The organism is Micromonospora sp. NPDC048898 (genome assembly GCF_043198035.1).
GTDB lineage: Bacteria > Actinomycetota > Actinomycetes > Mycobacteriales > Micromonosporaceae > Micromonospora.
Map to the genome: position 1 here is coordinate 241,264 of NZ_JBICUF010000008.1, position 22,793 is coordinate 264,056.

Annotated in this window: 6 protein-coding genes; 1 reads left to right on the plus strand and 5 read right to left on the minus strand. The window is 72.1% G+C overall.

Annotated features, from left to right (window positions below):
• Positions 1–9: 9 nt before the first annotated feature.
• Together ACGFIQ_RS22235 and ACGFIQ_RS22240 are read right to left on the minus strand one after the other, a co-directional pair.
• On the minus strand, positions 10–15,618 hold the full coding sequence (locus ACGFIQ_RS22235; RefSeq protein ID WP_393246433.1) for a toxin glutamine deamidase domain-containing protein: 15,609 nt from the start codon (positions 15,616–15,618) through the stop codon (positions 10–12).
• A gap of 261 nt (positions 15,619–15,879) precedes the next feature.
• A complete protein-coding gene (locus ACGFIQ_RS22240) occupies positions 15,880–18,444 on the minus strand; it encodes a hypothetical protein (protein WP_393246435.1) in 2,565 nt (854 codons plus the stop codon).
• Between the two features lie 274 nt (positions 18,445–18,718).
• On the opposite strand from ACGFIQ_RS22240, the gene ACGFIQ_RS22245 reads away from it, so the two are divergent.
• Positions 18,719–19,804 (plus strand): hypothetical protein, encoded by a 1,086-nt coding sequence (locus tag ACGFIQ_RS22245; protein ID WP_393246437.1) that lies wholly within the window; start codon positions 18,719–18,721, stop codon positions 19,802–19,804.
• A gap of 174 nt (positions 19,805–19,978) precedes the next feature.
• Here the strand turns inward: ACGFIQ_RS22245 and iolB are convergent, their stop codons facing one another.
• The 3 genes from iolB to ACGFIQ_RS22260 form a co-directional block, all read right to left on the minus strand.
• A complete protein-coding gene (iolB, locus tag ACGFIQ_RS22250; protein WP_393246439.1) occupies positions 19,979–20,851 on the minus strand; it encodes a 5-deoxy-glucuronate isomerase in 873 nt (290 codons plus the stop codon).
• On the minus strand, positions 20,848–22,032 hold the full coding sequence (locus ACGFIQ_RS22255) for a glycoside hydrolase family 88 protein (protein ID WP_393246441.1): 1,185 nt from the start codon (positions 22,030–22,032) through the stop codon (positions 20,848–20,850). The genes iolB and ACGFIQ_RS22255 overlap by 4 nt, the downstream gene beginning before the upstream one ends.
• A gap of 83 nt (positions 22,033–22,115) precedes the next feature.
• Positions 22,116–22,793 carry a hypothetical protein gene (locus tag ACGFIQ_RS22260; protein WP_393246443.1) on the minus strand — a complete coding sequence of 226 codons (678 nt, stop codon included), beginning with the start codon at positions 22,791–22,793 and terminating at the stop codon, positions 22,116–22,118.

Genomic DNA, 22,793 nt, shown 5'->3' on the forward strand with positions numbered 1-22,793 from the left:
CCGAGTCGTTCACGGTGTCTCCGGTGCGTCGGCGATGAGCAGAATCAGCCGGTCCACCTCGGAGAGACCGAAGGGGCCGCGTTCAGCCAGCTGGCCGAGTCGACGGGTCCAGTAGGTCCGGGACGGGGAGTCGAGTTGGTGCAGTGTCTGCTGAATGATCAGCTCTGCCGCGTCGACGTCGTTTCTGGCGGCGTGACCGAGCGCCGTCAGCATCGCGACGTCGGCCGCGGGCGGGGCGGCCACCTCGACCAGCGGACGCAGCCGGTCGTACTCATCCGGGTCGGCCTTGGCCACCAGGTCGCGCAGCGCGTTCCGACGGGCCTCGGCACCGTCGGCGGCGAGCAGCGCCAGCGCCTCGTTCCCGACGCCCGCACTGGCGAGGTCGATGACTGCGGCCGCGGCCTGACGCGCGGCCTCGCCGCCACCGCCGACCGTCTGCCAGGGCGGGTCGTCGAAATCGTCCGGCAGGAGATTCCCCTGGAGGAAGGGCACCAGCTGCCGGCCGCCGTCGACGGCGAGGATGTCGTTGAGTGGTTGCCACTCCCGCGTCGCGGTTGCCCAGGTGGGCGCGCGCAGCCAGAGGCTGATCAGTGGCAGCGTGATCTCGGCGGCGAGACCCAGCAACGGATTTCCGGCTCCCGGGCCGTCCGCCACGATCCGCGTGTGGTGCAGCGACGTCAGCTGCCTGGCCCACTGGGCCCGCTGTCTGACCGTCAGGTGCCGGCGGGCCGGCTCAAGCGCGTCGAGCGCGCCCGGCAGGTCGTCGGCGAGAGCCCGGCTGACGGCTTCGAACAGCGGTGCCGTGACCGGGCGCGCCTGCGCGGTGGTGGTCGGCCCTGCCTCCGGCAGCGGTTCGTCCCGCAGCGGTGGCAGGTCCTTCGCCTCCAGGTACAGGTCGCGAGCCAGCTCGGCGAGTTCCTGATACCACACGCGGGCCTGCGCGACAGTGCCCCGACGGGCCCCGTACGACCGCACCTCCACCACTCCGAGCTCGACCGAAAGGCTGCCGTCCGCCGTGTCGAGCCGGTCGTGCGTCGTCATCCCGGGGAACACGTCCTCCTGGTCGATGATTCTCCCGTGCAGCGCCGACAGCAGGTACACCATCGGCGACACAAGTGGACTGGAGCGGGACGCCGTCCAGGGCTGGTGGCCGCTCGGCAACTGCACACCGACCATCGCGCCGGCCACGGTTGCGAGCCGGTCCAGGTAGCCGTCGTTGTGGTCGAGGTAGAACCGCGCGAAGCGGTTGTGGATCGCGTCCGCCTGGTCGCTCAGGTAGAGCCGCGCCCACCAGGGCAACTGTCGCACGTACAGGCCCAGCGCGGGCCGGGACAGGGCGGCGACGTGTGCCTTGGTCAGGCTCATCGGGGCGAGCAGGTACTCGGCGGCCCCGGCCGTGTGCGCGTACACCAGCGCGAGCACACCCTTCATCGCGTCGAGCACCCGGGCGGTGGGCACCCGGCCCGCCTCGGCGAAGTACCGCAGGAAGTGCTCTGCCTCGCGTTCGCCGAAGTCGATCCCGTCCTGCTGGTTCTCCTTCGAGCGGTAGGCGAGCGGGCCGAGCGGGGCTGACTCGTAGGTGACGGAGCTGTCGCGCCAGGTGCGCTCCGCGACGTGCGCCAGGAACCGCCGCAGGCCCTCGGTCGGCGTACCCATGGAGATGTGCCAGTGCCAACCACCGTCGTCACCGTGCGGCGGCCGGCCGATCGTCCCGCTGGCCAACGGTGCGGTCGCCACCTCGGCGGAGGCGAGGGTCGCGGGCAGGGCGGTCGTGGGCAGGCCCGGTGGCCCCTGGACCGCCTCGAACCGGTCCTCCAGCTCCTGCAGCTGCCGCCAGAAGTCCTCGGTGTCCTCGATCCGGCCCTGCTCGCCGGGAAGGTTCCTGATGATTCCGGTGACCAGCTCGGGGACGGCTATCCACACCGGGGCGCCGCCGGCCGGATCGCCGGGGAGCAGGTATCCGCGGGGCTCGCCGTCCTCGGCCTCCTGGGCCGCGTAGTTCAGCTGCTTCGTCTCCACCTCGATGTGGAAGCTGCCGTCGCGGGCACGGGCGATGATGCTGCCCGGTTCCGCCTGCGCCGGGGTGTCGCCGTAGAGGTCCATCGGCATGGTGCGTTCACCCTCCAGCCCGCCGCCGCGGTACCCCCTGCTGCCGACCGGATCCACCAGGGCCTCGGCCAGCGGCCGCCGGGACGTGTCCCCGCCGCGGACCACACCGTCGGGACCGATCACCAACGCACGGGCGTGGACGTCCGCGTCGTACTCCCCCGGTGTCTCCTGCGGCGCACCCACCCGCGGCACCGCACCCGGATCGGTCAGGTTCAGCCACAGGACACCCTCGTCCGCCGTGTGATACGCGGCGTACACGTGCCCGAACCCCGACCGCGTCCGCTCCACCAGCACCACCGCCACCGAACGCCGGCCGAGGTCATCCGCGCCCAGCCGCGCCGTCAGCCCGTCCCAGCCGTCGAACCGCTCCCAGTCCCGCCGATCCCCCAGCCACGCCTCCGCCGGCCGACCAAGATCCGTGTCGTCCCTCGTCCGAGGCACCCGGACCGCATGCGCCAGAGGGCCACCCGGAAACAGCCGCGACACCAGCGCCTGCACCACCGCGAGACAGTCCGCCACCGTCACCCGACCAGCCGGGTCGACGACGCGACCCGCGGCGACGACCTCGCCGAACAACCGACGCAGGCCGGCACCGGTCAGGGCCGGAGACCCCTCCAGGGGTACGGTGGCCGGCTCCGACCGCGTCTCGTCGTCCCGGCCGACCCGGCCGCCGAGGTGGAAGAGCCGGGCCAGGTCACGTCGGTGTGCCGGCCCGGCCCCGACCTGGTCGATCAGGGCCCGTGCGGCGGACGGGCGGGCAACGGCGCTGGGGCCCGGCGGTGCCACGATCGAGGTGTGGTCCACGGCCCGCACCGCCACCACCAGGGCGAGTTGCGCCTGGATGGTGCCGAGATCCAGCCGCGCGGCGGGCATCCGCGCGGTGATCGCGTCCGGCGTGAGCAGGAGGGCACCGGGCGCCGTGTGCGGATCGGCCGTGGCCGCCAGCAGCACGCCCCACTCGGCTGCGTACCCGTCGACGAGCGTGGCCAGGCCCTGCGTGTCGCCAGCGGAGTCGAGAGCGGCCTCGATGCCACCGTGCACCTGTCGTACGCCGGCGGAGCGCAGGTGGCGGACCAGCTCCCGCAGGTCGGTCCAGGTGTCCGCGGAGTCGTCGGTGATCCGCATCGTGACGGTGCTGCCGTCGGGCGCGATCGTGACGTTCCCCGGTCGACGCAGCCGCGCCGCCACGGCGACGCCGTCGATCAACGCACGCGCCGAATCCGCCGGGTCGAGGCCGAGGGTCAGGGTCAGCGCGGCGTCCGCGCCGGGCGCGAGGCCGGACAGCGCACCACGAGTGCGGTACGGGAGGGGATCGTCACCCACGTCGAGACGGTGGCGCACGTCGTCCTCGACGGCCCGGAACTCGTCGGGATTGTTGACGAACCCGTCGTCCGGCCACTGGGCCGGCGCGGCGGACCCCTCTTCGGCAGACGTCCCCGCCAGGACCGCGGTGGTGTCCGCCGCTGGCGGTGCGGCCGGCGGTGCGGTCGGATCGGGTACGCCCTCGGTGGTGGCCACGAACCGTATCCGGGACGGATCCGGGGGTGCCGTCGCGGGCTGGCCGGTCTGGTCGTCCCAGTAGGTGGCCTCGCCGTCGTCGTCGCGGAACACGTTGAACGCGTGCGCCACCTCGCCGTCGGCGCCGTTGACGATGACGATGCCGGCGGCGCCGTCCGCCGCGTCGCGCATCGCCTCGGTGACCGCGTCGAAGCCCGTGACGTCCCGCAGCGGATGCCCGGCGTACCAGGACAACACGCCCACCTCGGTCGGCACCGACTCCGGGACGACGAAGGAGCCCTGTCCTCGCGTGCGTATCCGCTGGTCCGTCACGATCGACGCGAAGACGCAGTCGGTCCGCGAGGTGGTGGGGTCCGTTCCGCTCCCGTGCAGATACGGGTGCCTGGTCAGCACCTCGCTCGCCACACGGGGCGGACCGACCTCGGTCCACCCGCCGCGGTCGGCAGGCGTCGCACCGGCCAGGTCACCACCCCCCGGCCCTGGGGTGGAGGGGCCGGTGGACGAGCCGGTGGACAAGCCGGCAGCCGCGCTGGAATCCTCTGGTAAGGCCCAGTGCACCCTCCGTTGCCGCCCCGCGCCACCGGCCTTCCCGCTGTCGCCGGCCTTCCCGCTGTCGCCGGCCTTCCCGCTGTCGCCGGCCTTCCCACTGCTGCCGGCCTTCAGGATGCCCCTGGGCTTCCCGACACCGTCGGCTTTGCGTGCGCCCTCGTAGGGCTGGTGGTCGGGCGGTAGCGGCCGGCTGGCCGACGGTGCCGTCAGGGACACCGGCTGCGACTCCGTACGGACCGGAGCCGGCGGTCGGGTGTCGGCGCCGTACCGCTCAGCCAGCACGTCGGCGAGGTTGTGCGAGGGAAGCTGCTTGCGGAACCGACCACCCTGGAACTCCTCCCAGTTGTGCGCCGCTCGCAGGCCCTCGCGGACCTCCTCGTCGGTGTAGCCGAGCACCTGGCCGTCCTTGTCGACCACGACATGCCGGTTGGCGAATACGGGACCCACCCACCCGCGAGACAGCTCCTCGACGAACGCCCGGTCCGTCCCGGCCAACACGACCAGGGGCGACCTCCGGGAGACGCCCGCCGTTTCCAACGTGTCCAGGACCTGCGCGGCCGTCCGGCCGCCGATGGTGGTCGTGCCGTCCACGGTGATGCCGCGGCCGATCACCATCGGCGCGTCCGGATGACCCCGCAGCCCCTCGATGGCGTCCACATGGGTGTCACGGTCGGCCGCGCCCGGCAGGTAGACGCCCGCGTCGACCTGCCTGCCGGGGTCCACCAGGGCGAACGGAATCCGGGTCTCCACGGTGCCGGCGATCAGCCGGGTCCGCGTGGTCTTGCTCCCCACGGGGGCATCCGGGCTCAGCCGCTCGGCGAGGGCGTCGATGGACCCGCCGAAGCCGAGCCGGTCCTCGACCCACTTGGCGGCGTCACCGACGGTCTGGCTGGCGTCGCGGACCGTGTCGACGATGCCCTCCCAGACGACGCTCGACACCGTCGAGGTCTCGCCGGTGATCTCCAGGAGCACGTCGCGTTGACGCAGTACGACCGGGTGTTTCTCCTCGTGGGAGCCGGTCGCGGCCGGCGCGAACCGCCGGCCGCGCCGGTCCGACCAGCGCAGTTGGGTGCTTGCGCCGATGGTCTCGGAGCCGATGAACGACACGCCCAGGATGGTGAAGTTGATGAAGCTCTGGCCACCCGGGGCCACACCAAACTCCGGCCGACCCGCCGAGCTGGTGCCACCGCCGCCGTCGCCCGACGCGTCGCCGGAGTCCAGTTGGCGCGACGTGACCGTGGGGTTGCTCGCCGCGCGGACCCCGTCGCCCTGGTTCAGCGAGACGAGCGGGGCCAGTGCCACGGTCACGCGTTGCTCGACCTGGCTGGTGGAGGTCAGGACCTTGCCGACGATCGGGAAGTACTCGAACACCGCGCTGGTGTCGTGGCCGGGCACGAAGTCGACAGGCACATCGGGGTCGCCGGGGTTGGGCTTGTGCTGTTCGGCGGGAAGCCGCCAGGGCGACGCGGCGATCGTCTTGATGGTCAACGTGCCGTCGACACCGACGCCCAGCCCTCCACTCGGGAAGGTCTGTTTGACTCCGCCGCGTTTGAGCAACGAGTAGAGGTTGCCGCCGCCGACCTCCCCGTCCACGAACCCGGTGAGCTCCCACTGGTTGACGCCGGGAAGCACCTCGAGCACCAGTTCCTGCAGCTTGGGGAGGCCGCTGAACCAGCTCACCCGGAACTCTGGTCCCAACCCCTCGGTGGGACGGAAGGACCGCAGCACGCCGAGGGTGAACGCGCCCATCTCGTTGACCCGGGAGGTCGGGTTGATCCGGACCCCGTGCAGGGTCTCCCGCCCCGCCGGGTCGCCGTGCAACACCGTGACCCCGGGCGGGCGTCCCGTACCGTCCGGCACCAGCGGCTGGGTGGAACCGTCGGCCGCCATGAACTCCAGCACGGCGCCAGCCTTCAGCCAGGACCGCTGACCCGCCTCGCCGGCCGGATTGGTCCAGAGCGACTTCGCCCAGGAGAAGATGGTCGGCGTGATCGCCGTCATCAGCCAATCCTTCAGTGTCATCACCTGCACGTCGACGCTGATCTCGAAGGGGTAGTACATGCGGGCCAGCCCACCCTTGGACTTGGTGATCACCCGCGGTTCCTGCCGGTCCCGTTCAAGGTCGGCCTCGCTCCGCTGCCGAGACAGCTCGATCTGCGGAGTCCCCCCGATCAGTCGCACCGGTCTGTTCCGCTGCGCCCTCGTGTGCACGGGGCCGGAGAGGCGACCGGTGTGCGACTTCACCCGTTGCCTCGCCTTGCCCCGGGACTCCAGGTGGGTACCGTGCATCTCCATGTCGGACTCCGGCGCGGGTGCCGGATCGAAGGGGCGGCCGTTCTCGTCGACGGCGCCGGTCGTGGAGGGGTCGATCTGGTGGGGGAGCTTCCGTCCGTGCAGCCGCAGCTCGTCGTGCAGTGGGTCGGGGCGGGCAAGCAGTTTGTAGTCGACCACCATGGTGCCGCCCAGGTGGGTGATCGCGCGTTGGAACCGCGTCACCACCACCGGATACGGGGACGGCCCGGAGCTGAAGTACCGGCGGATGTCGCCGCGCGTCACGATGCTCGACGCGTGCAGGGTGATCCAGTCGTAGAGCCCGGCCGAGTAGCTGTTGGAACCCAGGTCGGTGGCGCCGTCGGCGTCCGCCTTCAGGCTGCGCAGCGTGTGGTGCAGCAGCTCCCGACCGGCGGGAAGTCTGATGTCCAGCACCGAGGCGTCACCCAGGCCCATCCGCTGGCTGATCCGTCGTGGTGGGTACACGGCGTCCGGGCCCGGTTTCTCGCCCGGCTCGGGGGGCAACAGGTCGAGGGCGGCCTTGACCTGGGCGTGCAGCGCGGGGGGCAGCCCCGCGATGAAGTCGACAGGCCGCTGGAAGTCGGCCGGTGTGCCGTCGGTGTCGGCGAAGTGGTCGACGTCGGGCCAGGACCGTTCGAGATCCCGCCAGATTGTCGCCATGTCGAGGATGCTGACCAGCGCCTGGATGCCGTCCTCGACGTCGATCGCGCTGTCCGACGCCGTCGCCGGCAGTGCGGCCTCCCACATCCCGCCGAAGAGTGAGCGGAGGCTGCTCACCAGGTTGCGGGAGGCGCCGGTGAAGGTTCCGACCATCGTGACCGGGATGGTGATCGTGTAGACGCGGGCGCTGATGTTGTTGATCCGGTAGTCGGTGCCCGCCAGCGTCCTGGTCTCGCTGACGCGCTCACGCGTGGACGTGAGGTACGTGGCACTCGGCGCGTTGCCATGGGGGTGCACCACATTGGCGCCTCCACTGTGGTACCGCGTCTCCTCCCGGCTCCGGGTGAACGCGCTGGTGCCGGTGACCGGGATCCCGTCCTCCACGTAGAGCTCGTAGTCCCGGGGCTGTGGCACGTACCGGGGCACCTGATGGATGTAGGCCTGCAACTCGTGCCGGCCTTCCGCGTCGGCGAGGAGGCCCGGCTCGAATGCCTGCTCCGAGGAGTGCGCGCCGCGCAGCGCCACGTCCATCACCGCCAGCAGCCGCTCCTCGCTGATGAAGACCCGGCGGGTGTGCGCGGACAGGGTGGTCGGCCACCCGGGGTTGTTGCCGATCAGCTTCGACCACCGTGCGACGAGTATGTCCGGAAGGTTGCTGAGCCATTCCTGTAGCGGGGCGAACTGGCTCGTGGCGAGTTCCGCGAACATCTTGTCGAGCGCGGCGCTGCCGCGGACGGCGTCGATGCCCGCGAGGTTCGGCAGGCTGGGTCCGACGCTCAGCATGGCTCGGTCGAAGTCGGTCAGGGTCCGGTGACTGATCGGCTCACGCCGGGTCGCGGGTGCGCTCAGCACACGCATGTCGGGCACCCACGCCTCGTAGGAGACGGGTTGGTCCCCCGGTGCGAACGTCTCGTCCGGTGTGTCGTGGCCCTCGTCGTAGGCCTCGGCGCGAAGGTTCGTGGAGAGGACGAACTTGTGCATCGCCTGGTCCTGCTCGGTGTCCAGGACCACCGACCGACCAGGGACCTGGCCGTACCCGAGGGAGGTGGTGTTCTCCCAGGTCTTGCCGATCACGGTGCCGCTGAGCACCGAGTTCGTCCAGCCGGGCAGCAGGTTCTTCAGCCACTTCCGGACCGGCAGGCTGAGGTTGCCGTCGAGCGCGGCGCGTTTGGACCGGAACATCGACCGGAAGCTGTCCAGCCGGAAGAACGAGTCGATGGTCATGTTGGCGCCGAGCTCGTCGGTGAGGCCCTCGTACCCCACCTCCGGGTCCTGGTCGGCGGGGACGAAGTACTTGATCCATTTCCTGTGCGTCCCGGAGGCGGTGAGCTTGTCGTAGGGCACCCACAGGCCGGTGCCGCGCAGGGCACCGATCATGCCGATCCGGTGCGCGCCGGAGCTGGTCTCCAGCAGACGCCTGTGGTTCTTCGCCAACAGCTCGGTGGCCGGCGCGGTCTTCGGCAGGTACCCCTCGCTGCGCAGGTAGTCCTCCACCTGCATGTCCAGGTCCGGTCGCGGATCCGCGGCGGTCCCCTGGGGAGCCACTGTGAAGTTCTTGAAGACCGCCATGCCGGGCCCGTCACCGTCGACGACGCCGCGCGGTGGGTGGCGAACCTTGTCCGCGTCGCGCAGCGTGTACGGCAGGTATCGCACCCGGGCGCCATGGCCGGCGGAGTTCCCGGACCACGTACGGGAGGGCGGCGCTGCGTGCCGCTCCTTCCCGCCGGTGATCAGTTCGAGCTTCCACCTCATGCCGACGTCGGCGACCATGCCCCGTCGGATCGCCTTGGTGGCCGTGGGGTCGGGTGCCATGCCGGGGCGTTTCGGGTCGGGTTCCCGGCCGGACCGGAACCCGCGGCCCACGAACGAGACAGCCCCGCTGTTGTGGCCGATGGTGACACCGGTCCCCAGGCCGAGGGTGACCGAGGGGCCACCCGACAGGAACGTGCCGGGAGTCTTGGTCTCCTCGGTCGGATTCAGGAGTGTCACGCCTCCGCTGACCGGCAGGTCGAGAGCGTTGCGCAGCACGACCGATCCCCGCTCGGTCATCTGCGCCTCGGTCAGGAACTCCAGCGAGTTGTCGCTGGCCCGGCTGACGATACGGCTGGTGTCGTCCTTGAACGGCACTCCCGTCAGGCGCAGGACGCCGAGCAGCCTGCCGTTCGCGTCGTGGATCGGGTCGCTGTAGGCAGCCCCGTCGCGCACCCGCTGGAAGACGTTGTGCATGTTGCCGTGTCCGGCGAAGCTGAAAATGTGCTTCTGCGACCTCGTGTTGAGCAGCCCCGAGCGGTGCCCCCGCCGGGCACCGAGCCGGCGACCACGGCGGGGCGAGCGCACGGCCGGCGCGCCACGGCCGGCGCGCCGACCGCCGGCGTTCCTGCCCCCGGCGGCCCTGCTCCGGGCGCGCGCCTCCGCGATGAGACCGGGCAACTCGCTCAGGATGCGCAGCGGCAGCTCCGTTGGGTCGTGCAGCGTGTCCAGTGACATCGGGTACGAGGCGAGAGCCGCGTCGTTCGCCACTGTGGTGTCCTCCGGAGGATCCGGCACGGCGATGTGCTGTGGAAAGAACACCACCAACCGCTCGCGTACGCTGTTCGACTCCGGGTCGGCCTCGATGTCCTGCCACGGGTCGTCGGGATCGTCGAGAGTGGGTCGTCCCGGCGGCGTGACCAGCTGGGGCGGGCGGCTCGCCGGCTCCGCCGTGACCCTCATCTCCCAGGTGTAGAAGTGCGCCAGTCCTGGTTCCCGCAGTCGCTCGATGGTCGCCGGCCCCGTGCCGGTCTCGACGAAGGCGGTGCGGGTCTGCCGGTTGTGGGTCAGCCGGGGCACCGCCGACACGTTGAGCACCCGCAGCGGGCCGGTCGTCCCCAGCCCCAGGAACTCCTGGATGGGCAGCGGCAGGTCGCGGTAGTTGATGTTGCTGTGGCTACTGGTGGAGGAGACATCCGAGAAGCGCCTCTTCTCGCCCTGGCTGACCGCGGGCGGCGGGTAGTCCGGGGCGAGGTCCCGCTCGTCGTGTCGGGTGAGCGTCGAGTGGAACGTCAGCCGTACCGCGTGGCGGCCGCTTCCGACCACCTGTACCGAGCCGCTGCGCCCGGTGGAGGACGGCAGATCATCCACCAACGCCATGGGTGTGGTCAGGCGGGCGATGTCGCCCTGGATCTCCGCCTCCTGAGTCCAGCGCCCCAGCGGACGGACGGCAGCGATCGCCAGCTCCCGCATCCGAGCCGCGGCCTGCTCGGTGATCACGCCCTCGGCGCCGATACTCAGGTAGCTACGGTCGCCTTCGGCCTCGTCACGATCGCCGAAGATCGTCAGGTCCGACTCGCGCTCGTCGGCGATGTCCTGCCACTCGTTGAGAGCCTCTCGGGCATCGTCGGCCCGCGCCGTGGCCGTGTCACGCACCATGCCAGCGTCCCGGGCCACCCGGGTCAGGCGGGTCGTGGTGTTCGCCAGGTCCGTCTCGGAGGGCAGGCGCTCGACCTCGGTACGCAGCAGATCCCGTTGCGCGGCGGCCTCGTCGCGGCTCGCCGTGGCGGCCTGGGCGGTGGCCCTGTTCTCGGCGTGCTCCTCCTCGGCATGGCGCAGGCGTGCCCGCAGGCCGTCGTCCCCGTCCAGGGCGGCGCGCTGCTCGCGCAGGCTCTCCGTCACCGATTCCAGGCTCTTGTCCGTCGTGGTGATCGTGGCCCTGGCCTTGGTGAGGGCGGCGTCGGCTGCTCTGCCCCGGGCGCCCTGTTGCCGAGCCTCCCCAACGATCGCGTCGAGCCGTTCGTTGAGCCGGGCCTGTTCCGCGATGAGGTGGATGCGCCGCCGCTGACCGGCGACACGCTCATCCGGGGCGAACGTCGCGAGGCTCTCCTGGCTGAGGTTGTCGAGCTGTTCCTCGATCTCCTCCAACCGGTCCTGCGCCGTGTCCCGCTCGTCCTCCAGCCTGGTGATCTCGGCTCGCGCGGCGGCCCGGTCGGCCTCGGCTTCGGCCCGGGCCCGTTCGGCGTCCGCCCGCGTCTCCCGCAGGGCGTCGTGCTGCCGCTCGGTCTCTGCGAGTTGCTCGGTCGCGTCCGCCAGCGCCTTCGTTGCCGCGGCCACCTCGCCCTGGCTGACCTGCAGCGCCCCCACCGCCGCATCCGTCTGCTGCTGCCGGTCCCGCACCGTCTGTTCGGCACTCGTCAGGTCGTTCCTGGCCTGCGTCGCCGCCCGTACCTCGTCCCGGTGGTCCCGGAGGCTCTTGTCGGCCTTGTCGGCGAAGTGCTGGGCGTCCCGCTGCCCGGGTTCGAGCACCGAACTCAGGAGCAGCTTGGTCTCCCGGAGCATCGCGTGGATCTCCGGATTGGGGTAAAGCTCGCCGTCCTGGGGATGATCGGCGAAGGCTTCGGGAATACGCGGGGCAGGGGTGGATCCCTCACCGCCGTCCCGGCTAGCGCCCCGGCTGTCCGCGCCCTTGGCACCGCCCGGACTCGACGGCCCGCCAGCCCCACCGCCTGGACCGTCCGCGCCCTTGCCACCGCCCTGACTCGACGGCCGGCCAGTCCCACCGCCCCCCGTCGCCGACGAGCCCTGTCCCCCGGCGTCACGGGTGTTCGATGTCGCCTTGCCCTTCCCCTTGCCGGTCGGTGTGTCGTCGTCCGAGGCCGGCGACTCCAGCATCGCCTCGACCGGCGGGAGCAGGTCCCGGTCACCGGTCAGCGCCAGCAGTCGGCCCTGGGCGACCCGATAGTCGCGTACCAGGTCGACGAGGCCAGCCCTCAGCGTCTGCTCGGACATGCCGGCCATGCCCGCTTCCAGGGCGAAGAGTCGCCGGTCGAACGCGGTGACTGCGGACAAGGCGGCCGACGAGCCCGGCTGTCCCAGAGCGGTCCTGATGTCATCCAGCCGGTCGTCCCGGAGCGACACGAACGCCTGCACGATGTCCTGCGCGTTGCCCGGCAGCGCCGCCACCAGCTGCGCGGCGTCGTCGACACGGGCCAAACCCACGGTGTACGTCGGCAGCGCGCCGGACGAGCGCGGGGTCACGTCGGTGTCAGGTGTTTCCGTCGCCGCGCCCCGCAGGTGTTCCACCGTCGGCACGGTCTCCGCGCCGGTCGCCCGGTTCACCTCGTAGCGGGCATGGTCCACCTGGAGCAGCGCGTCGCGGAAGTGCTCGCGTGCCGGCCCCAAACGGCTCTGGTCCGAGCTGACCACACCGGCGAGCCCCTGCCGGGCCGCGTCGAGGACCGCCCTGGCCGTCTCCACCTGCTCGGTGCGGGCCGGGCCGTCCGCCGTGCCAGCCTGGTCAATCAGCGCCTCCCGCAACGCCGACTCGATCCGATCCGCCAACCCGCCGAGCTGGTCCAGGACCTCCTGTGCGGCGCGTCGCACGCCGCCGATGGTCGCCGGCACCAGATGGTCCACCCGGGCGACGGAGTTGGTCTGCACGCTCGTCTGCAGGTACACCCAGGGGTTGTTGGTGAAGCCGAACCTCCGATCCACGTCGCCGCGTTCCGGGGCGACCCCGTCCGACCCCTGCCCGACCGGGCCCATGCCGGCCGGCTCGCTGATCGGCTCAATGGCCGGCTCGTTGGCCGGCTCGTTGGCCGGCTCGTTGGTCGGTGACTGCGCTGGCTCGACCCGGTCGGCAGCAACCGGATGGGACAGCTGATCGGATGACGTCGGCACCGCCGAGCGGTCTCCGCCCACCACCTCCGGGCGGCTCGGGCCGACAAGCGTGTCGACCGACGGCAGGAGCGCCGCGCCGGCGACGCTGCGCACCTGTTGGTGCGCCGAGTCGTAGGCGGTCAACACCCTTGCGATGTCGGCCCTCGCCTGCTGCTTCGACAGGCTCGGCAGCGACTCCTCCAGGTGCGTCAGCGACTGCTGGACCGACCGGACGGCGTCGCGGGCGGCCGCCACCTCCGGGGCACGGTCCGGCGGCGACGCCTGGAGCGCGCCGATGATCGCGTCCCGCGCACCCTCGAACGCGGCGCGGGTGTTCGCCACCACGTGCGACACATCCTGGGTCGACGAGGCCAGCAGGCGCTCCACATCGCCGCTGCGGGGATCGCTCCTGCCCACCGAGGCCTCTGCGGACTGTGGCAGAGCCGGGTCCGCCCCGTCCGACCGGTCGGTGCCGGATCCCAGTGCCTGCTGAGCACCCGGGTCCGAAACGGTCCGCAGGTCGGTTGAGCTGCCCGGGTCCGTGGTCGCCCGGTCGGCCCCAGGAATACCGTCGCCCCCGACCACCGTGGTCGGAGACCCCGATCGGGCAGCGCCGCCATCGAGCGTCTGGCCCGCGCCCACCTGTGCGCGCTGTTGCCCCTCCCCTCGGGCACCGCCAGCGTCACCCACCGGTGACGCCGCACCACCCGACGACGCCACGCCACCCGACGACGCCACGCCACCGTCGACCTGCTCCGAACCCCACCCCGCACCACCCCGCGAGGTACCACCAGCACCATCGGTCTCCGGGGCTCCGGCCGCGGACTGGCCATTGGTGATCTGCTCACCGCCGACGCCAGCGCCGCCCCTCTCGGCGGCCTCGCCGGATTGACCACCAACCGTGGTCTCGGGCGGCAAACCGACCGACGAGCGGCCGGCATCCTCGTTCGAGCCGACAACCGAACCATCGCCGAGCCCGCCGCCCGACCGGTCAGCGACGCCGTCGCCGGTTGGCGTGGCCGCGACACCGCCGGCCACATTCGTCCCGCCCTGGCCTACGGAATTGCCGGCACCCTGCCCCGCACCCCCGTCCACCACGCCACCGTCCGCCGCACCCCCACTCGCCACGCCACCGTCTGCCCCACCACTCGCGGCACGGCCGTCCGCCACACCCCCACTGGCCACACCACCAGCCGCCACACCACCAGCCGCCACACCACCAGCCGCCGCACCGCCAGCCGCCGCGTGGCTGTCCGCCACACCACCACTCGCCACACCACCGTCCGCCACACCACTCGCCGCACGGCCGTCGGCCACACCACTCGCCGCACGGCTGTCCGCCGCACCACCACTCGCCACGCCGCCAGCCGCCGCCCGGCCGTCCGCCACACCACCACTCGCCACACCACCGTCCGCCACACCACCACTCGCCACGCCCCCAGCCGCCGCACGGCCGTCCGCCACACCCCCACTCGCCACGCCATCGGCAACCCCCGCCCCACGACTGACGGCCGCGCCCGCGTCGCCGTTGGACGACTGAACGCCGGAGCCTGCCGCACTACCCTCCGAAATGCCGCCGGTTCCCGCGTCTGTCGACGCCTGCTGATCCGCTGCGCTCGACGCGCCGGCGCCCAGCCCGGCGCCCAGCCCGGCGCCGACACCGCTGTGCCCGAGGAGGGACTGCCGAACCTCATCAATGGTGGGCGACGTGTCTCCGGTCCCGGCGTCACTCTTCTCGTCGCCGATCAGCTTCTCGTTGTCCCATCCGATGCCGCTGCTGTTGTCGTCAACGGAGTAGGCGGGTGGTTCGCTCGTCGGCTTCTCGTTGTCCCGGTCGATACCGCTGTTGTTGTTGTCGACGACGGAGTAGGGGGATGGTTCGGTCGGCGGCGCCCCCTTCTCGTTGTTGACGCCGGAGTCGCCACCGCCCTGCTGCCCGTCGCCGCCCAGAGGGGCCGCCTTGTCGTACCCGTTGCGGTACGGCAGATTGAGGCCGTCGGCCAACTGCCCCGGAGTAGAGGCGTTGCCCTCGTACAGGCCACCGACGAAAGCGCTGGTCGCCGTCCCCCACCGCCACTCGATCGGCGCCCCCACCGCAGCCTGTCCGGCGGCCTCGGCCGGCATCGCCACAGCCGCCTGCGCCCCGCCCTTCGTGAAGAGAGCGCCGGCCCGGAACACACCATCGGTGATGTAGAGCGTGCCGTCGGCACCCACCCGGTCGACCTTGGCGATCCTCCCCGCCGCCCAGTCGACGACACCCGAAGCAGCGGAATTGGTCAGACCGGCAGCCGCACCCGCGATCACCGTCTGAATCAGAGCCTTCTCGATCGCGTTCCAGTCGATGCCCTCCCGCACCCCATCGGCATCCTGCGCCGCCTGGATCACGATCATCAGCAGCGGCTCCTGAGCGATCTCCTGCCCGACCTCGACGAAGAGGTTGCGAAGAATCGCGGTGATGATGGCGCGAAACCCACCAACCACCAACGGAATCGCCAACGCCCCGAACAGCGACGCCATGAGCCAGGCCAACTGGATGGCCAACAGCGCCAACTGCACCACCAGCATGATCTTCTTTTCCTGAAGCTCGGCCGCACCGTTCTTCAGGTCCTTGCGCATGCTCTCCGCAGTCGACCGCAACTGGTCGAGATAATCGACGAGGCTGTCCAGCGACTCCGTGACGCCGTCGGCGAACTTCCCGCTCAACACGTCCGGCACCCGAGAACGCTCAGCCACGAGCGTCTCCCGGGCCGCATCCAGAACGTCCCGGAGGTGCTCCCACTCCCCGGAGTGCGCCCGCATCCCGCTCTCACTGCCCGTCGGCCAGGTCGCGCCGACGAAGAAGTTCAAGATGTGGTTCAACCAGTCAGGAATGGGGGTGTCCATGCCGGGCCGCTCCCGCTATCCGCTGCTCGACGACGGCGCGCTGGCGCACGCCGACCCATCGACGCTTCCCCGGCTGCCCACCGTCAGGTTGCCGCGCGGTCGCAGTGACAGCGTTCGCATCTCGGCTTCACCCCCCTGTCACACCCGCACCGGATGAGCATGCGACGGCGACCGCCGACGCGGCGGTTTCCGACGCCGTACCGGCGGAGTTGGGGGTTATCCCTCGTGACCGGAGGGTCAGTCGGTGCCGGCACCGGCGGACGCCCCGGCTTCCTCCACGTAACCGAGCGGTGGACCGAGCAGCCGCTCGATGGTGTGCGCGTCGGTGAGCAGGCGAGGCGAGGCCGCTCTCCGCCGGGTCAGCGCCCGTTCCAGGCGGCTCAGAGCGCTCCGGTCGGCGTCGTCCAGACCGGACGCGGACTGCTCGTCGGGCAACACCTCCCGCAACAGTACGGCGGTCGTCGGGATGCCGACCCGTTCCGCCGCCACCGCTCCCTCACGGACGGCGAGCACCTTGAACCGGGCACCGGCCAGAAACACCGCCTCGTCCAGATCCTGCTGTTCGGCCAGCGCGCCGGCCTGCCGCGCCGTACGCGACCAGACCAGGTAGTCGACGTCGGCACCCTCCACGGCGAGGTCGGTGGCGCCGCTGACACTGCGGAAGCCGGGCTCCACCAGCAGGCCGCCCTCGGGGTAGAGGTGTCGCGCCTGGTCGGCCACCCGACCCTGGCAGAGCATCGCCCGGCGGTACGGCGGCAGGCGACGCAACCCGGACACCAGGCACGGCAGGTAGCCAGGCAGGCTCGGTGCCCGCCCGGCACGCAGTCCCGCGTTGAGCCGGGCCGCCCCCGCCTCCGACCGGCCGAAGAAGACGTGCACGGCGACGAAGTCCGTCTTCGCCGACGCGGAGATGCCCTGCCGCAGCGCGGGCCACGCGGCCAGGGCGGCGTTGACGGTGGTGATCGAGTCGGTGAAGGCCGGGCCGAGGCTGGCAGCGAGATCGCGCTGTTCCGCTGCGGTGCTGGCCCGGTCCTCGACGGGGTCCGCCACGGCCGGCGCGTAACTGTGCACCGCGCGCCCTCCGGAGTACGTGCCGGGCGCGCCTCGAAGCGAGGGGGCGAGCGCTCCTTCGCCTGCCGAGGCGGGGGCGCTGGCGACAACCGGGCGTTCGGGCTCGCCCAGGTACGGCCCGGAGCTGGTGATCACCGGTGGCGGACCGGCGGCCGGCCGAGGCGGGGGCGGGGGCTCGCCGGTCAGGTCCTGCACGGCCGGTTGGCCGCCAGCGCTCGGCAGCGCCTCGGCAGCGGCTGCCGACCGTCTCGCGACCGGCAGGGACTCCACGCGTCGCCGCGCGGCGACGGCCGGGGCCGCCGGATCCACGAACTGGTGCGCGGTCGCTGGCGGCCAGCCCCGCGCCGGGGCCTCCGCTGACGTCACCTCGACCGCCGCCGTCGGCGGACGCGGTGAGAGCGGCACCGCCAGCGTCGCCTGGTCCGCGACGCTGCTCCGCCGATCGGTCGCCACGGAAGGCCGGGCGGTGCCCGTCGCCGAGGTCGCCCGGACGCCCACCGGCAGCCCCGTACGGGGTGCCGTCTCGGCGCGCAGCGCCGCTTCCAGGCGTACCCTCGTCGGCTCGCCGGTCTGCCCCACCAGGGTGAGGCCCGGTGCTCCGCCGGCCCCGACGAGCATCCGGCACAGTTGGTCGACCAACCGGTCGGAGTCGCGGACGTCGACCGCCAGCACCCACTCGGCGGGGTCGACGAAGGCCAGGCCGTCGGGCTGACGGGCACCAGCCGTGCGCAGCAGGACGCCGGATGGGACCACCTCGGCGAGCAGGTCCGGCACGATCGCGTGGCGGTAGAGCCGGCTGCTGGCGCGTACCCAACCGTCACTCAGCACGGGTGGTGACTGGCCGGACGCCCGTCGGTGCTGGCCCGGCTCGGGCACCCCGATCGGCTCGGCGACGGCGGCCGATTCGTCGAGGGCCGCCGCGAGTGCGGTCACCCAGTCGGCGCGCGGCGGCGGTGTCGTCGGGTCGAGCAGTGCGGTCTCGATCCGAACCATCGTCCGCGCCGGCAGGCCCGCGAAGATCCCGGCGAGCGACCAGGGATCCGGTGGTGGCTCGCCGACATGGCGCAGGAGCAGCGTCGGCCGGTGTCGGTCCACCGGCATGTCGTAGGCCGGGTCACCCACCGCGGCGGGTGCGGCGGCCGAGGCACGCAGCAGCACTCCGGCGGGGACGGGATCGGCCACCAGCCCGGGCAGCACCACCGCCTGGTCCGGCAACGCCGGCTCCCAGGACGGGACCGGGTAGCGGTTGCCGACCACCGGGCTGCTGGCGCCCGGCCGGAAGGACCGCCAACCCCAGGCGCCCGTGCCGCCCGCCGCGTAGAGGGTGCCGTCCGGTGTGGCGTGGACGGGACCGTCCGGGGCGAGCAGTTCGACGCCGGTGCGGGCCGCCAGCCGGGTCAGCCAGGAGGCGTACGCCTCGTCCGGCCGGCCGAGGCCGCTCGCGGCCACCCAGACCCGGCCGACGCCCCACTCCTGGGCCGCACCCTCGACCACCCCGCGCAGCACGCCACCGCAGGCGGCGCTGCGCACGGCGCGCTCGGAGGTCAGGACCAGCACGTCGTCGGACGCCGCGACGGCGGTACGCACCAGCTGCCACAGCAGCGACGGCGGATCGTCCCCGTGTGAGATCACCGCGGCCGAGCCGTGCCACTCCACGAAGAGTTCGTGGCCGGGGGGCGGTTCGACGCGGACCGGTCGGCGGAGCCAGCGCGGCAACCACAGCAGCGCCATCCGCCTCGGCCCCCCAGTTCGTCGGGGTCTCGAACCAGCCGCACCCCGATGTGCTGAGACTGACGCACCGTCGAGGCCACGGCGTCGGCCGCCGGCCGGCGGTGTCGGTTCCGGGGGAAATCCCCCGCCAGCGGGGCAGACCGCCGGAGACCCGCCCGGCAGCTCGGTCAGGAGTAGCGAACAGCCGACTCCACAACACGGAATAACCGACTGTGATCATGAAATCACTGCGCGCACACTCCCTCCGGCATGTTCTCGTCGAGTGGAGGAACAGATGCGTCTCCGATCGTTCGTCACCGCGGCACTGGCCGCCGTCCTGGCCGCCGGGGCACTCGCGCCGCCGGCACCGGCCGCGGCGGCCACCGCCGACCGCTGGGGCTTCGCGTACGTCAAGGACCCCACCGTCGCGGTCTGGACCGTGCTGGACACCAGCCGGCAGCGGGGTAGTTGGAAGACCGCGTTCCCGGCCGCCTGGGCCGACGGCATCAAGCTCGCGCCTGGCCGGTTCCAGGTGCGTTTCCCCCAGGTGGGTGCCGGCGCGCGGGGTGTGCCGCACGTGACCCCGGTGAACCGGACCGGGCACTACTGCGAGGTGGTCCGCTGGTTCCAGTCCGGCGCCGACGAGATCGTCGACGTGCAGTGCCACAAGCCGGGCGGTACGCGTGAGGACACTCCGTTCACCGTGCTCTGGACGACCAGCTCCGGCGTGCTACCGGCCGGCACCTCCCACGCGTACGTGCAGTGGGGCGCCGGCGCGCTGGTGCAGTCGTACAACTCCACGGGTGTGGTGAACACGGTCGGGCCGCTGGGCGTCGGGCAGTACCTGGTGCGGCTGCCCGGGGTGGGACTGTCCGGGGTGCTCGCCGGCAACGTGCAGGTCACCGCCGGGCAGCCGAACGCCGGTCCCCGCCGGTGCAAGGTCTACTCCTGGAACGCGGTCGGCACCGACGTGCAGGTGTACGTCTTCTGCTACGACCAGGCCGGTGCGTTCGTCAACACCGACTTCACCCTCTCCTACCACCGTCGGCGGCCGGTGATCGGCTCTCTCGCCCCACCGTCGTACTTCGGTTACCTGGGTACCGCCGTCGGCGGTCCGACGAACGACAACTCGGTGCTCGGTGTCGGCGCGAACACGGTGGCGCCGCTGGCGCCCGCCGGTCGCTACCTGGCGACCTTCCCGCAGATCGGCCTGAAGGAGACGCACGCCCAGGTGGTGGCGCAGGGCTCCGGCAGCAACTACTGCCACCTCACCCAACCCTGGCCGTACACCACGAACGCCGACGTCGACGTGATCTGCTTCGACAACGCCGGTGTGGTCACCCCACACCGCTTCCTGGCCACGTTCACCTCCCGGCTCTGACGCCGGGCCGTACCGGCGGCGACCCGTCCCCCGGGTCGCCGCCCGCCAGCGGTGACCGTCCCCGGATCGCCGCGCGCCAGCGGTGGCCGTCGGGTCACCGCTGGCGGCGGTACGGCGAGCGCGCACGCCGGTCGCGGTCCGGCCGTCGAGACGGCCGGTGTCCGCAAACCGTCGCTACAGGCCCAGGCTGCGCAGGGTCGGCACGGTCTGGCCCACCCAGGCGAGGTCGGCGTCCTCGCGGGCACCCTGGGTGCGTTGCGTGCCGGCCAGGAACCACAGGAAATAGGTGGTGTAGCCGGGTGCGCTGACCACCGTGTGGTAGCCCTCGGGCATCATCTGCATCACGTGGTCACGGATGGTGACGTTCTCCTCGTACCCCTCGTCGGTGTAGACCCGGCTGATGCCGAACCCGTTCGCCGGGCTGACGCGGTAGTAGTACATCTCCTCGTGTGCGGCCTCGGCGGGCAGGTCGTCGACCTTGTGCCGGTGTGGCGGGTAGGTGCTCCAGTTGCCCGAGGGCGTGTAGGTCTCGCCGACGATGAGCCGGCGGGCGGGCAGCTCCGGTTGGGCGATCTCGGTGAGGATCTGGTGGTAGTCGCGGCCGAAGTTGGTCGCTCCCCAACGGCCGGTCGCGACCTGCTCCGGCGCGATGACGTACGGGTCGGTGGCCAGGTCGCTGGGGGCGCTGGGGAGGGCGATCTCCACGTCGGTGACCGCCTCGACGGTGATCGAGGAGCCGGCCGGGAGATAGACCGAGTGCGGCTTGCCGGAGAAGACGTCGGCACGCTCGCCGACCTGCGGGAAGTGGTGGCCGGCGACTGTGAAGTTGGCCGTGCCGCCGAGGATGACGGCCAGGATCTCCCGGTCACCGGACTCGCCGGTCCAGGACTCGCCGGCCGACAGTCGCAGCAGGGTGAAGTCCAGCAGCCGGCAGGGATTGACGGGCAGCGTGTTCCGGCCCTCGGCGGCGGGAATGGTGCAGTGGTAGCGGTAGTCCATGGTCACCTTTCGGAATGCGGGGCGGTGCGGGTCGGTCGGGGTGGTCACCAGGGGCTGGTCCAGCCGGGGATGGTGGCGCGGGTGAGGGCTTCCAGGTAGAAGTAGTCGCCCCACAGGGTTCCCTCGTCGACGCCGATGTCCTTGGGCTTGTCGTACACGCCGTGCAGGAGCAGCGCGTTCGAGCCCGGCTGGCCGCCGGTGGAGTAGTGGTCGATGAGCGAGCGCAGGATCGCGGCGGCGGCCTTGCGGTACCGGTCGGCACTGGCCTGGTCGGTGAGGCCGTCGGCCAGTTCGACCAGGCCGCACGCGGCGATGGCCGCGGCGGAGCTGTCCCGCTCCTGGCCGCTGCCGTCGCCGAACTCCAGATCCCAGTACGCCACGTGGTCGTCGGGCAGGCAGGCGAGGAAGTGGTCGGCGCAGGTCCTCGCGGCGGCCAGCAGCGCGGGGTCGCCGATGTGCCGGTGGTTGAGGCTGAAGCCGTAGATGCCCCAGGCCTGCCCGCGGGCCCAGCACGAGTGGTCGGCGTGGCCCTGTTCGGTCTCCCCGCGCAGTGGCGCGCCGCTGTCCGTGTCCCAGTAGAAGGTGTGGAAGGTGGTGCCGTCCGGACGCAGGATGTGCTGGCGCAGTTGGGCGGTGTGCCGGCGGGCCGCGGCGGCGTAGCGGTCGTCGCCGGTGGTCTGGCTGGCCCAGAAGAGCAGCGGCGTGTTCATGAGGCTGTCGATGATCGTGCGTCCGCGTTGGCGGGGGTCGTTCAGGTCACCCCAGGCCTGGATGATTCCGGCGGGTTCGAGGACGCGCGTCATCAGGTGGTCGGCGGCGGCGAGAGCCGCGTCGCGGGCCCGCGGGTCGCCGGTACGACGGGCCGGGGTGACGCAGGAGAGGGTGTAGAGGAACCCGAGGTCGTGGGTGTCCAGGTCGATGCCGCGGTTCACCCGATCCGCGAAGCTGTCCACGTGCGACAGCGCGGCCCGCAGGTGGCGGTCGTCACCGGTCAGGTCGTGTGCCAGCCAGAGTTGGCCGGGCCAGAAGCTGGTGGTCCAGCCGACGTTGGCGCCCTCGGGTTGACCGGCGCTCGGTGGCCGCAGCGGGTAGCGGTTGGCGTCGGTGGTGTCCGCGGGGTACCGGTCGCCGAAGGTGGCGATGTTCGCGTCGACGGTGCGTATCGCGGCGGCCACCGCGGCGGCCGTGGCCTCTGCGTCGGAGCTGGGACGGACGTCGGTCGCCGTCATGGATGCTGTTCTCCCTCGTGTGTCCGGTCCGGTGCCGGGCAGGTGTGTCGTCGGCGTCCGGCTGGGTGGCCGGAACGTGGTGGTCAGGCGCGCTGGGGTGCGGCCGTCGGTGGGTCGAGGGCGGCGCGCAGGGTGAAGCGGCTGTTGGCCCAGACCACGTAGAGCAGCGGCGCGGCCGCGAGGCCGAGCGCGATCGCGGGGCGGGCCGCCAGGAGCTGGGCGAGCAGCACGAGCACCAACAGCGACACGGCGGTGAGGTACCACCGGCGTACCGCCAGGTACACGCAGGTACGGGCCACCTCGCGCAGCGGCGCGCCGGGTCGCTCGGCGATGGTCACCAACCCGAGCAGCGCGGTCGCGACGGTGAGGACGATCAGGGTCGCCAGCACCGGCAGGGCGAGTGCCCCGACCCGGTGGCCCCACGCGGCGCGGGCGTCGACGGCGAGCACCACCAGGGCAGTCATGGCCGCCGCCGTCCAGAGCATCGCCGGCCGGGCGGTGGCCCGCCAGGCGCGAGCGTAGGTGCGCGGCACGCCGCCGGTGTCGCCGGCCGAGTAGGCGGACATCACCGCGAAGGCAGCGCAGACCCCGGGCGCGCAGAGCGGTGCGGTCAGCGCGTACAGCGGCCAGGACCGCGCCGCGTCGGTGGTGAACGCGAGCGTCACCAGGGGCAGGCAACCGAGCACCAGCAGCAGGTTGGTGGCGAGCGCGGCGTAGATCCCGTCGAAGACGGCGGTGATGGTGTGGTGGCGCGAACGCAC

Excerpts from the sequence above, each read along its gene's own strand:
- ACGFIQ_RS22240 (WP_393246435.1), bottom strand. The coding sequence starts at position 18,444 with ATGGCGCTGCTGTGGTTGCCGCGCTGGCTCCGCCGACCGGTCCGCGTC.
- ACGFIQ_RS22255 (WP_393246441.1), bottom strand. The coding sequence starts at position 22,032 with ATGACGGCGACCGACGTCCGTCCCAGCTCCGACGCAGAGGCCACGGCC.
- ACGFIQ_RS22245 (WP_393246437.1), top strand. The coding sequence starts at position 18,719 with ATGCGTCTCCGATCGTTCGTCACCGCGGCACTGGCCGCCGTCCTGGCC.